The sequence below is a fragment of the Paraglaciecola sp. L3A3 genome, from assembly GCF_009796765.1.
Lineage (GTDB): Bacteria > Pseudomonadota > Gammaproteobacteria > Enterobacterales > Alteromonadaceae > Paraglaciecola.
Map to the genome: position 1 here is coordinate 2,074,159 of NZ_CP047023.1, position 12,385 is coordinate 2,086,543.

Here is a 12,385-nt window from a genome sequence, read left to right on the forward strand (position 1 = left end):
ATAAGGGTAATATGTTACGTCTTAACCATGTGTCAATTGCTTACCAGAATAAAACGGTTGTTAGAGATGTCAGCTTTGAATTAAAAAGTGGTCAAATTGGCTGTTTGTTAGGCCCTTCTGGTTGCGGTAAAACATCCTTGTTAAGAGCGATTGCAGGCTTCGAAAATATATCTAAAGGTGAGGTGATAATTCGTGGTCAAATTGTCTCTGATGAACAAATTTTTGTGGCACCACAAAAGCGAAAAGTAGCGGTGGTTTTTCAAGATTACGCACTTTTTCCTCACTTTACCGTAGCGCAAAATATTGCTTTTGGTTTGCATTCATGGACCAAGAAGCGTCAGCAAGAGCGTATTACAGAATTACTCAGTTTAGTTGGCTTGTCAGGGTTTGAGCATCGATATCCCCATGAATTATCCGGCGGCCAACAACAGAGAGTCGCTTTAGTTCGAGCGATGGCAAGTGGTCCAGAGTTGTTATTATTAGATGAACCTTTTTCAAGTTTAGACAGTGAACTACGCGAAGGTTTAGCTCGTGAGTTACGGGCTATTCTGAAATATGCCAACGCAACAGCAGTCATGGTGACTCACGATCAATCTGAAGCCTTCGCTATGGCAGACGTCATTGGAGTGGTGAATAATGGCCAGTTATTACAATGGTCGAATGCTTATGCTTTGTATCATAGACCTGTAGATAGATTTGTCGCAAATTTTATTGGTGATGGAGTATTTATGCAGGCTCAAGTTGATGAAAACATGATGCTTAGAAGCCATTTAGGCAATTTTTCTATTGATCCTTCATATGGTTTTAATGCAGGCGACAGTGTGGAGTTTCTAGTTCGGCCAGATGATATTGTGCATGATGACAATGCTGATAATTGCGCCAGAGTCATGAATCGAGCCTTTCAAGGCGCGCATATTTTATATGAATTAGAGTTACAAAATACTCAACATGAAAGAGTGTTATGTTTAGCACCAAGTCACCATGACCATAAGGTAGGTGAAAACATAGGTATTAGATTAGATCTTGAACATTTGATCGTTTTCTCTGCTTAAATTTGAGCGAGAACAACATCTACTCCTTATGGATTTATTATAAAGGTAAAATTGATGATTACGAGTATTGAAAACTGGTTCAAAAAACAATTACAAATTGAAGAACGTGACAGTGAACATACCTTGGAACTAGCTACTGCCGTGTTATTTTATGAAGTGATGCGTGCAGATAATAAATTTGAAAATGTGGAACAGGTTATGTTTCGCCAACAATTAGAAAAACATTTCAACTTAAGCCAAGAACAGCTTAGTACTTTGTGTGATTTGTCGAGAAAACAAGCCGAACATGCTGTTGATTATCAGCAGTTTACCCGGGTAATAAATAGTGTATATAAGGCCGAACAGAAACGTACAATATTAGATTCACTTTGGTCAATAGCATTTGCTGATAATCAATTATCACCGGATGAGGAGTATACCATCCGTAAAATAGCTGACTTATTATATATTCCCCATACACAATTTATTCAGAGTAAATTGACTAATAATCATCAATAATGTCCTGTGTCTTTTATTGGTTACACCTTAAGCTTTTGATTAGTAATGAAAAAGTTGTTTTTGTTATAATATGTATTGGATAAGTAACATTATTTATTGAGTTAATATTGATTGATTGTCTTAAGTTTAAAACTTTCTCATAAGTAATTGAAATTAATAATAAATATTATATTGGCATGAAGTGTGTAATAGGCCGCATGTAATCACATTTTACTTGACTGGTTCCTCAAGTATTTTCATGGAAGTTATGTGGTGAAGGAATTATTGCACTGTACTTGAGTCCAATGGCGTTTGTATTCAATGGTGGATATTTCCTTGTTCAATATGCTCATTTGAACATTTGGCATGGAAGCCTATTTAATTTCTGATTTATCATTTAAGGATATACGTATGAAGAATCTAACAATTATTAGCCCCTTATTATATGCAGTTCTGACAACCTTTTTACTTTTTTCAAATTCATCCAACGCAAAAACAGATTTAATTGAGAAGTTAGATTTGGATCAAGATGGTCAAATTAGTATCAAAGAGGCGGTGGCTGAACCTCAATTATTAGCAGCCTTTGGTAAAATTGATATCGATGGCAACGGTTTACTCACTCGGGAAGAATTAGCAAAAAGTAAATTTAATCTAATTGAACACTGACTGAGTAGATGATTCAATACGGATGAATGGTTCCCTTCATCAATCCGAGAAAATTTAATGGAAGTAATATGCAGCTAAATTCGTTACGACAATTAACGTTAGTGAGTTTTGTCGTAGTTCTTGTACCTTTAGCTGCATTAGTTGGTTATAGCCAACTAACCCTAAGTACTATAGCTAAAGTGACTTCTAGTGAAACAGAACAATCGATCGACATTGTCAGAAAATTGAGCAAAATGGAGAGTTTAGCTTTTGATATAGAAAGGTTAGTTCGTCAATTTTCTATTGTAAAAAAACAAGCATTAGTTGATTTAATTAATGAATCTACCCAACGTTTTACCACTCATCAAAATTATATTTGCCAATCTATTGCAGAACAACAAAGTTGTACAAATTTAACCAGTCGGATTAATTGGATCAGGCAAGTCACTCCACAAGTGGATTCTTTATTATTAGATGCTCAATTAGCTGAATTTTCACAAAACTTAAGAGATTTAACCAATCAAGTGAATGTGTATTTAGATCTACGTATTCAAGATCAACAAAATTATGTTGGCTCTGTTCAACAAAATCAATTTTGGTTTACAGGTTTATTATTGTCCGCTTCAATTTTACTGATTGTTTTTGGTTCTAAGGCTATTTTAAAACCCATAGAAAAAATTGAACAAGTTATTGGCGCCATAGCACGCCAGGATAGTGTATTGCCTGTGATATCAAACTCAGGCCCAAAAGAAATAATAGTATTAGAGCACCAGTTACATAATTTGGCATCTCGTTTAACCCAATTAGAAAATTTAAGAACGGCTTTGCTGCGACATGCTTCTCATGAATTAAAAACACCTTTAGCCAGTATTAAAGAAGGATGTTCACTTCTGACTGAACAGGTTGTTGGTTCGCTAAATGAGGATCAACAAGAGGTTCTGTCTTTATTGAACAGTAGTACCGATAGATTAAACCAGCTTATTATTCAGTTACTTGATTATAATTTGTTGTTGCAACAGGGCAATCCTAAGTGCCAATTGATAGAAAGCAAAACATTGTTTGACGAGTTTGTTACAGAAAATAGTCTTGCTTTGAAGCAACATGACCATAAATTGAATATGAAAGTAGAAGTGCAGTCAATCTATGCCGATCCCCAATTATACCGTCGTATTTTAGATAATCTTATGTCAAACGCCATTGCACATGGTACTAAGGGACGTCCTATTACCATACACTTATACCAACAAGATAATATGTATGTGTTAGATTTTGCTAATCGAGGACAAAAGATCCCACAACAGCAGCGTCATACTTTGTTTCAACCTTTTTATCGTGGTGAAGGCAAGCGAAATGATAGAGTGATAGGTACAGGTTTAGGTTTATCTATAGTCGCAGATTGTGCTCGAATGATGATGGGCTCAGCAAAAATTGTTGATGTGGATTATGCTGATATTTGTATTAGAGTCATCATCCCTATAAAAGAAGCAAATATATGAAAATAAAATATTTTTTTTGTTGTTTATTACCAATCTTTAGCGGTTGTGAATTATTACCTAAAGCAAAAGCTGATCTCCCAAGCAATCCACATAAAGAGTTATTGAGTCAACCCATCTGTATCTGGGCTGCAGAAGAAGCTGGTGATTGTCAGGTAGAATATTGGCTGAGATATTGGGCAAATATTGAAACTATAAGCTGGCTGCAACGAAAAAAACAAATTGAAAACTTATCAGAAAGTGATGAGGATTTACTCAGAAAAATTATATTGTGCCAAGGCAAAGGCACTCCATATCAAAGTCGTTTAAGAGCACAAATCTGGGCGGAAACTATTATGCCTAAGTTAAGTCCAGATATGCGTATGTTTTTAAAGGTTGCTCTCTATCAACCCAGTTTAGAAATGTTAGAAATGGAATCTGCTTTAGTAACCTTAAGTAAAACCAACAGTCGAAATCAAAAGTTGGTAGAGCAACAACAACAACAAATTAATAAACAAAATAATCAAATTGACCAGTTACTTAAAATCGAAACCTCGATCATGAGTAGTGGCCAAAGGAATAATTAATGAAAGAAACAATAACTACCGAACCCAGTGTCTTATTAGTAGACGATGATGAAAGTTTATTAAGGTTAATGACAATTAGGTTAAGAGGTGAAGGTTATCAAGTTCATAGTGCCGCTGGAGGAAAAGAAGCTTTAAAATTGTTAAGTACTAAAAATTTTGATTTAGTGCTGAGTGATTTGCGTATGCCTGGTTTAGATGGCTTAAGTTTATTTGAAGAAATTATGGCATTAAAAAGGGATGTGCCAGTTATTTTAATGACAGCACATGGCACTATTCAAGACGCAGTAGAAGCAACACAGAGAGGGGTGTTTGGATTTTTAACTAAACCCGTTGATCATGATGAGCTCAGACAGTTAATGACCAAAGCCGTGGCCCAAAGCCAAGGCACTAGAAGCCCTAAGTGGTGCGAAAATATTATTACTCAATCAGTACAAATGGAACAATTACTTGATCAAGCTTATCGGGTTGCTCAGCGTGATGTTAGCGTCCTGATTAGTGGTGCAAGTGGTACCGGTAAAGAGTTATTTGCTAAGGCTATTCACCAAGCAAGTAAACGAGCTGACAAAGCTTTTGTCGCCATCAATTGTGGTGCTTTACCCGAGAACCTGCTTGAGTCTGAATTGTTTGGGCATAGTAAAGGGGCTTTCACTGGCGCGGTGCAAGAACATCAAGGTTTATTTAGAGAGGCTGATGGTGGCACACTATTTTTAGATGAAATAGGCGACATGCCCGTTCCGCTACAAGTTAAATTATTGAGAGCCATTCAAGAGCAAACTATTCGACCTGTGGGTAGCAGCAAGCAGATAGAGGTAAATGTACGATTATTATCTGCTACTCATAAAGACTTGAACAAAGAAATGCAAGAGGGAAACTTTCGTGAAGATTTATATTATCGTCTGAATGTGGTTAATCTTACTTTGCCAACATTACGTGAACGTTCTGAAGATATTCCTTTGCTAGCCAGGCACTTGTTAAGCTGCAGCGGTAAAAAACATGATGTTAATGTCAGTCGCTTTTCTGATGATGCTATGCAATTGTTAACTACCTGTTTATGGCCAGGTAATGTTAGGCAGTTAGTGAATGTAGTTGAACAGTGTGTTGCGTTAACTCAAACTCCTGTGATTGCATCACATTTGGTAGAGCAAGCGCTATCAGCTTCTGAGCAAAAGTGGCCAACACTTACTGAAGCTAGGGATGCATTTGAACATCAATATTTATTAAAATTATTAAAAATGACAGACGGAAATGTGACCAGAGCCGCAGAACTAGCAGGTCGTAATCGGACCGATATGCATAAATTGATGAAAAAACACAATTTGCAGTCGTCGGACTTTAAATAATAATAAAAGACTTAATAAAAATCGCTGTTAATTGTTGTTAACTTGCTTACAATACGGCGAAATTTTATGGGGTAATAGTGTTTTAATGCGATTGGCTTTAGGTATTGAATATGATGGGGCGAGTTATCATGGCTGGCAACGTCAACAATCAGTGGCAAGTGTTCAGCAACATGTTGAAGAAGCATTGTCTGAAATTGCTAATGCACCTATTAAAGTAGTGTGTGCCGGCAGAACCGATGCGGGTGTGCATGCAACCTGTCAGGTTGTGCACTTTGATACTGACTGCCAACGTCCTGATAGAGCTTGGTCAATTGGTCTTAATCGATTTTTGCCTGATTCAATCGCTGTAAAATGGGTGTCTCGGGTTGATGAAGAGTTTCACGCTAGATTTTCTGCTACCGCTCGTCGTTATCGATATGTGATTTACAATAACCGTTTGCGAAATAGTATTTTGGCTAAAGGTGTCACACATGTGCATGTTGACTTAGACCATGAGTTAATGCACCAAGCCGCGCAGCATTTAGTGGGAAGACATGATTTTAGTGCCTTTCGTGCGGTAAATTGCCAAGCCAATACCCCAGTACGTGATTTACAAAAAATCAGTGTGACCCGTTTTTCTGACTATATTGTGATTGATGTGCAAGCTAATGCATTTTTACATCATATGGTGAGAAACATTACAGGTTCATTGTTAGTGATAGGTAATAAAGTACAAAAACCAGAATGGATGAAGGCATTATTACAAGGTAAAGACAGAACCAAAGCTGCCGCAACAGCCAAGCCACATGGCTTGTATTTAGTGCATGTCACTTACCCAGAGCAGTTTGAATTACCTAAAAATCCCTTAGGCCCTTTATTTTTGCCTAATTAGCACTTCTAAGACCAGTTTTATTTTCGTGTTTAGCTAGTGAATGTGCTTTAATAGCGCTCTTATTTGCCACTAGGCTTACTACGATAAACTATGATTAGAGTTGTCGTTGAAAATTGTTAGTTTGTTTTGATTAATTATTCGCAAACTAAATTACAGGATTTGTTATGAGTTGGATTGAAAAAATACTACCGCGTACTAAGTCGTTAACTAAAAGTAACGTACCTGAAGGCATTTGGACTAAATGTAAAGAATGTGCTGCGGTTTTATATAAATCAGAGCTAGAAAAACAGCTTGGTGTTTGCCCAAAGTGTGATCACCATATGCGTATTAGTGCACGAGTTCGAGTGAATAACTTCTTAGATCAAGGTGATCGTCAAGAGATTGGTGCAGAACTAGAACCACAAGACTTACTTAAGTTTAAAGATTCTAAAAAATATAAAGATAGACTCAGTGCTGCGCAAAAAGCAACAAATGAGAAAGATGCACTGATTGTTATCAAAGGAAAATTAAAAGGTATGCCGGTAGCGGTTGCTGCATTTGAATTTTCATTTATGGGTGGCTCAATGGCATCTGTAGTTGGCGCTAGGTTTGTTAAAGCAGTGGAAGCATGTTTAGAACATAACATGCCATTAATTTGTTTTTCTACCAGTGGTGGAGCGCGTATGCAGGAAGCATTGATGTCATTAATGCAAATGGCTAAAACTAGTGCTGCCTTAGCTAAAATGAGTGAAAAAGGTTTACCATATATTTCTGTCTTAACTGATCCTACTATGGGTGGTGTATCTGCTAGTTTGGCCATGTTAGGTGATGTAAATGTGGCAGAACCTAAAGCTTTGATCGGTTTTGCTGGACCTCGCGTTATTGAACAGACTGTACGTGAAACGTTACCTGAAGGTTTCCAGCGTAGTGAGTTTTTATTAGAAAAAGGTGCGATTGACGTGATTGTTGACCGCAGAGAAATGCGCGATAAGTTATATAGTTTATTATCTAAACTACATCATCAACATCATCATTAACTGATGGCACAAGTACCTTTAAACCAAGCCTCTTTAAAAGAGGCTTGGTCTCTTCAAGACTGGTTAACTTATCTTAACGAGATACATCCAACTAATATTGAACTCGGACTTGAAAGAGTTTCCTCTGTATTTAAAACCCTAAATATCTCTTTTCTAGAAAAAACCGTGGTAACTGTTGCTGGTACTAATGGTAAAGGCACTACCTGTGCACTTATCGAACAGGCTGTGTTAGCGGCAAACAAAACAGTTGGGGTTTTTAGTTCTCCCCATTTAGTTGATTATCGTGAAAGAGTCAGAATAAACGGTGAAATGTTAAGCGAAGCGGCTCACTGCTCGGCATTTTTGCAAGTGGAAAAAGCTCGTGGTAATACTTCGTTAACTTATTTTGAATTTGGTACCTTGGCAGCAATGCAATTATTGTTTGATGCAGGTGTTGATTATTTGTTGTTAGAAGTCGGTTTAGGCGGACGTTTGGATGCAGTTAATATTATTGATCCAAATATAGCAGTGATTACTGGCATTGATTTAGATCACCAAGATTGGTTAGGTAATAGCAAGGAACTTATTGCTAAAGAAAAGGCCGGTATTTTTCGTGCTAATATTCCTGCTGTGATAGGGGAGCCAGAGCCAACTGAATCTTTACGACAAGCTGTGCTTGATTATCAAGTAGATGCCAAATGGCAAGGTAGTACCTTTTGTTATAGTGTCAACGAGCAAGGTTTTCATTGGCAGGGGAAGGAATCTAAGTTTGACTCTTTGCCTAGTCCTCATATACCGTTACAAAATGCCTCAACTGCTTTACAAGTGATTGAACTATTAAAGCTTGAGTTAGATCAACAAGCTATAGCTAGTGTGTTTAAACACACCAGATTACCTGGACGTAGACAGATCATTCAAAGTAATCCAACTGTCATTTTGGATGTAGCCCATAACCCACAGGCTACAAGGTTACTTGCTGCAGATTTGCGTCAGAAAAAATTTAAGCGACTTATTGCGGTAGTCGGCATGTTGGCGGATAAAGATATTAGCGAAACTTTAGCGCCAATGTTAGATTTGGTTGATAGCTGGTATTGTGCAGATTTAAATGTGCCCAGAGGTGCTAAAGCAAAGGCTCTTGTTTCGGTATTAGCCACTACAGAAAAAGTATTAGAATTTACCACTGTCGAAAATGCTTACTCTGAAGCATTACAACAAGCTGATAAAGAAGATTGTGTAATAGTGTTTGGATCATTTTTTACTATTACTGATATATTGAGTTTACACTCTAAATATTTGTTATCTGAGGATTAATAGATTGTCACCAGCATTAAAAAATCGTTTAGTTGGAACAATTATAGTTGTGGCTATTGCCGTAATTTTTCTGCCTGATTTATTAGATGGCAAAAAGGAATCGAAACGAGCTTTGTTTGTTGATTTGCCCACTAAACCAAAAATGAAAGAAGTTAAAGCTCCAAGTGAGTTTGATACCAGTAATATTCAAGCCTCCGCATCTCGTAAAATAGAAATAGTGACTGAACAAGCAGTCGATGATCCAAAACTGACAGAAACTAATGAGCCAATAACAGCAGCGGTCGAGAAAGACTTGCCTGATGCAGAAATAACCCCTAAACCCGGGGTTGATGTGAAAATTGCAGATAAACCCAATACTTCTCTTGGCGAACAAACTGTTGTCGAACAAGATCCAGATAAATTATTATTAAATTCTGGTTGGGTTGTTCAGCTAGGCAGTTTTCGCCATCAAAAAAATGTCAATGACCTGCTTGGTAAATTAGAAAAGGCCGGTTACCGGGCTTTTAGTCGACCGGTTAAGACCCAGACGGGGAATTTAACCAAAGTATTTGTTGGTCCCGATTTAGATAAGAAAAAATTACAAGATGCATTATCTCACCTAAAAGAATTAACCCAATTGCAGGGCAAAGTCACACCATTCACTGTTAGATAAATTTAATTTAACTAACATAAATAAAGTGATGAAAATTAGTGGGATTTTCCTTAAGTGTTTTGGTAGAATGCGCGCGATTTTAATTGTTTGCTGCTGATAATTTTATAGCGCCAAACCTCTTGAGCAGTTTGAAACGAACCTTATGAATTGGATAGACTACACCATAATTGGTGTGATTATACTTTCCGCAGTGATTAGTTTAATCCGTGGTTTTGTTAAAGAAGCAATTTCTTTAGCTATATGGTTTAGTGCGTTTTTTATTGCCAGCCAATTTTATGTAGAACTGGCCACTTACATCACACAGATTGAAGACTTGATGATCCGCAATGGTGTCGCCATTGCCATTTTATTTGTCGCCACTTTAATCTTGGGTGGCTTAATTAATTATTTAATTGCGCAACTGGTAGAATTTACCGGATTGTCTGGCACCGATAGAGCCTTAGGTTTAGTTTTTGGTGCGTTACGTGGGGTTCTTATTGTTAGTGCTCTATTGTTCTTCTTAGATACATTTACACCCTTTTCAAAATCAAATTTATGGGAAACATCTATTTTGATTCCCGAATTCAGCTTAGTCATAGAGTGGTTTTTCGAGTATGTACAAAACAACTCGAGTTTTATAAAACCCGTTTAAAAAGGTAATTTACATGTGTGGTATTGTTGGAATTGTGGGGAAAGTGCCAGTTAGTCAAGCTTTATATGATGGATTAACTGTTCTCCAACATAGAGGTCAAGACGCTGCTGGTATTGTGACTATCAATAATGGTGTTTTTAATTTACGCAAAGACAATGGTTTAGTCCGAGATGTTTTTCATACTCGCCATATGAAAAAATTAACAGGGCAATTAGGTATTGGCCATGTTCGTTATCCTACGGCAGGCAGTTCAAGTTCAGCAGAAGCTCAACCTTTTTATGTTAATTCACCTTATGGTATTGCGTTTGCCCATAATGGTAATTTAACCAACGCCCATGAATTAAAAGATGAGGTAGTAAAAATATCTCGTCGTCATATTAATACCACTTCAGATTCTGAATTATTATTAAATATTATCGCTCATGAATTACAGATTTGTGAAGGGTTAGAATTAACTCCAAGCGAAGTGTTTAAAGCTGTATCTAATGTGCATAAAAAAATTCGTGGTGCTTACGCTGTTGTTGCGGCAATCATTGGCAATGGCATGTTGGCATTCAGAGACCCCTTTGGCATACGTCCACTAGCCCTAGGTAAACGCAAAACCGAATTTGGCGACGAGTATATGGTTGCCTCTGAAAGTGTCGCCCTAGATGCTGTAGGTTTTACTTTTGTGCGTGATGTTGCACCTGGTGAAGCAATTTATGTAACAGAAGCAGGCGTTTTACATTCTCAACAATGTGCTGAAAGCCCAATCAATGCGCCATGTATTTTTGAGTTTGTTTATTTTGCTCGCCCAGATTCTTTTATTGATGGAATTTCTGTCTACGCCTCACGGGTCAATATGGGCCGTAAGTTAGGTCAAAAAATAGCTAAAGAATGGGCTGACTTAGACATAGATGTGGTTATTCCTATCCCTGAAACGTCATCAGATGTGGCATTACAGATAGCAATCGAATTAGATAAACCTTACAGACAAGGGTTTGTAAAAAACCGCTATATAGGCCGTACGTTTATCATGCCAGGTCAAACGTTACGTCGTAAATCGGTACGCCGTAAATTAAATGCTATACCTTCAGAGTTCAAAGGTAAAAATGTATTGTTGGTAGATGATTCTATTGTGCGTGGCACAACGTCAGAACAAATTATTGAGATGGCCAGAGAATCAGGGGCGAATAAAGTGTATTTCGCTTCAGCTGCGCCAGAAATACGTTTCCCGAATGTATATGGTATTGATATGCCTTCAGCTAATGAGTTAATCGCTTATGGCCGTGAAATTGATCAAATTAGCGAGTTAATTAGAGCTGATGGGTTAATTTTTCAAGATATCCAAGATTTGGTTGATGCAGTGAGTGAACTTAATCCTGAAATCACCCGTTTTGAAACGTCTGTTTTTGATGGCAATTATATAACTGGTGATGTTGATCATTCCTATTTAGAACGTATTGATAGCATGCGTAATGAAGGGGCCAAAAATGAGGGTACACAGACAGAATTAAGTAATTTAGAAATGCATAATATGAGTCAAGGCTCTAGTCGATAGAAAAGAAAAAATTTAGTTACAAAAAAGCCGCATAAATTGCGGTTTTTTTGTGGCTATTGTTAGTAGTATTAAATTGTATAAACAGGCCCCATTCCCATGCTCCACAGAATAATAGAGGATGCCATCAAAATTGCTAATAGAACTAATCCACATGTGACTACTGAACTAGCATAGATAAAGCCCTTTTCTTCTGGAATATGCATTAATATCGGTGTGCCGGAATATAACAAGTAAACAGAATAAGACAAACCTACTAAGCCTACTGCCATTACAAACCAAAGTGTTGGATAAAATGCAGCAAAACCTACCATAAATAGAGGGGTTGCAGTATATGCGGCCAATTCTAGTGATTGAGTAAAGGTGGGAGTGGCATCAAATGCTTTAGCCAATTCATTGATTAAAATGGCGAGTGCGATTACTCCGACTACAAGGCCGAAGTACATGCCTAAACTCATCATTAATGCACTGCTTTCGGTTAATTTAATTATATCGCCTACGCCAATACTCCAACCCAAATGTGCTGAAGAATAATAACTCATTAAAGAGGGGATTAAGGCGATAATGGCGATGTGGCTTAAACTGTAAAAGTAACTTTCGTGGCGCACATCAATTGTATGCCATTCTTCTTTAGGGTGTGTGTAAAGGCCAAATAAGTGATTCAATATCATATTACTACTCCGCTGATGACATCCATGTTTATGTTGATTACATAGTTTTTACATCTAATTAACAATAGTGTGTTTGAGTCTGTATGCTTCGTCAACTGTTTTGTGCACTTTATAGTCAACTTTTTTCTGCCATCACTAGCATTA

At 37.3% G+C, this 12,385-nt stretch carries 13 protein-coding genes; 12 read left to right on the plus strand and 1 reads right to left on the minus strand.

Going from position 1 to position 12,385, the window contains the following annotated elements; all coding sequences use genetic code 11:
- The first annotated feature begins 11 nt into the window (after positions 1–11).
- From GQR87_RS08675 to purF, 12 genes are all read left to right on the plus strand, one after another.
- Positions 12–1,052: an ABC transporter ATP-binding protein gene (locus GQR87_RS08675; RefSeq protein ID WP_158968454.1), complete on the plus strand. Its 1,041-nt coding sequence runs from the start codon at positions 12–14 to the stop codon at positions 1,050–1,052.
- Positions 1,053–1,106: 54 nt separating this feature from the next.
- Positions 1,107–1,550 carry a TerB family tellurite resistance protein gene (locus GQR87_RS08680; protein ID WP_158968456.1) on the plus strand — a complete coding sequence of 148 codons (444 nt, stop codon included), beginning with the start codon at positions 1,107–1,109 and terminating at the stop codon, positions 1,548–1,550.
- A 390-nt stretch (positions 1,551–1,940) separates the two neighbouring features.
- A complete protein-coding gene (locus tag GQR87_RS08685; RefSeq protein WP_158968458.1) occupies positions 1,941–2,195 on the plus strand; it encodes a hypothetical protein in 255 nt (84 codons plus the stop codon).
- Between the two features lie 68 nt (positions 2,196–2,263).
- Positions 2,264–3,670: a HAMP domain-containing sensor histidine kinase gene (locus GQR87_RS08690; RefSeq protein ID WP_158968460.1), complete on the plus strand. Its 1,407-nt coding sequence runs from the start codon at positions 2,264–2,266 to the stop codon at positions 3,668–3,670.
- Entirely contained in the window at positions 3,667–4,233 is a 567-nt protein-coding gene (locus GQR87_RS08695; RefSeq protein WP_158968462.1) for a hypothetical protein, read from the plus strand. Before GQR87_RS08690 ends, GQR87_RS08695 begins: the two co-directional genes overlap by 4 nt.
- Positions 4,233–5,573 (plus strand): sigma 54-interacting transcriptional regulator, encoded by a 1,341-nt coding sequence (locus tag GQR87_RS08700; RefSeq protein WP_158968464.1) that lies wholly within the window; start codon positions 4,233–4,235, stop codon positions 5,571–5,573. The genes GQR87_RS08695 and GQR87_RS08700 overlap by 1 nt, the downstream gene beginning before the upstream one ends.
- A gap of 85 nt (positions 5,574–5,658) precedes the next feature.
- A complete protein-coding gene (gene truA, locus GQR87_RS08705; RefSeq protein ID WP_158968466.1) occupies positions 5,659–6,444 on the plus strand; it encodes a tRNA pseudouridine(38-40) synthase TruA in 786 nt (261 codons plus the stop codon).
- Between the two features lie 164 nt (positions 6,445–6,608).
- Complete coding sequence (gene accD, locus GQR87_RS08710; RefSeq protein ID WP_158968468.1) at positions 6,609–7,460, plus strand: acetyl-CoA carboxylase, carboxyltransferase subunit beta; 852 nt, start codon at positions 6,609–6,611, stop codon at positions 7,458–7,460.
- 3 nt (positions 7,461–7,463) lie between these two features.
- Complete coding sequence (gene folC / locus GQR87_RS08715) at positions 7,464–8,750, plus strand: bifunctional tetrahydrofolate synthase/dihydrofolate synthase (protein ID WP_158968470.1); 1,287 nt, start codon at positions 7,464–7,466, stop codon at positions 8,748–8,750.
- Between the two features lie 4 nt (positions 8,751–8,754).
- On the plus strand, positions 8,755–9,402 hold the full coding sequence (locus GQR87_RS08720; RefSeq protein WP_158968472.1) for an SPOR domain-containing protein: 648 nt from the start codon (positions 8,755–8,757) through the stop codon (positions 9,400–9,402).
- A gap of 142 nt (positions 9,403–9,544) precedes the next feature.
- The gene (locus GQR87_RS08725; protein ID WP_158968474.1) at positions 9,545–10,033 is read left to right on the plus strand and encodes a CvpA family protein; all 489 of its coding nucleotides are present in this window, start codon (positions 9,545–9,547) and stop codon (positions 10,031–10,033) included.
- A gap of 13 nt (positions 10,034–10,046) precedes the next feature.
- Positions 10,047–11,573 carry an amidophosphoribosyltransferase gene (gene purF, locus GQR87_RS08730; RefSeq protein WP_158968476.1) on the plus strand — a complete coding sequence of 509 codons (1,527 nt, stop codon included), beginning with the start codon at positions 10,047–10,049 and terminating at the stop codon, positions 11,571–11,573.
- Between the two features lie 68 nt (positions 11,574–11,641).
- Here the strand turns inward: purF and GQR87_RS08735 are convergent, their stop codons facing one another.
- A complete protein-coding gene (locus GQR87_RS08735; RefSeq protein WP_158968478.1) occupies positions 11,642–12,241 on the minus strand; it encodes a Yip1 family protein in 600 nt (199 codons plus the stop codon).
- Positions 12,242–12,385: the final 144 nt, after the last annotated feature.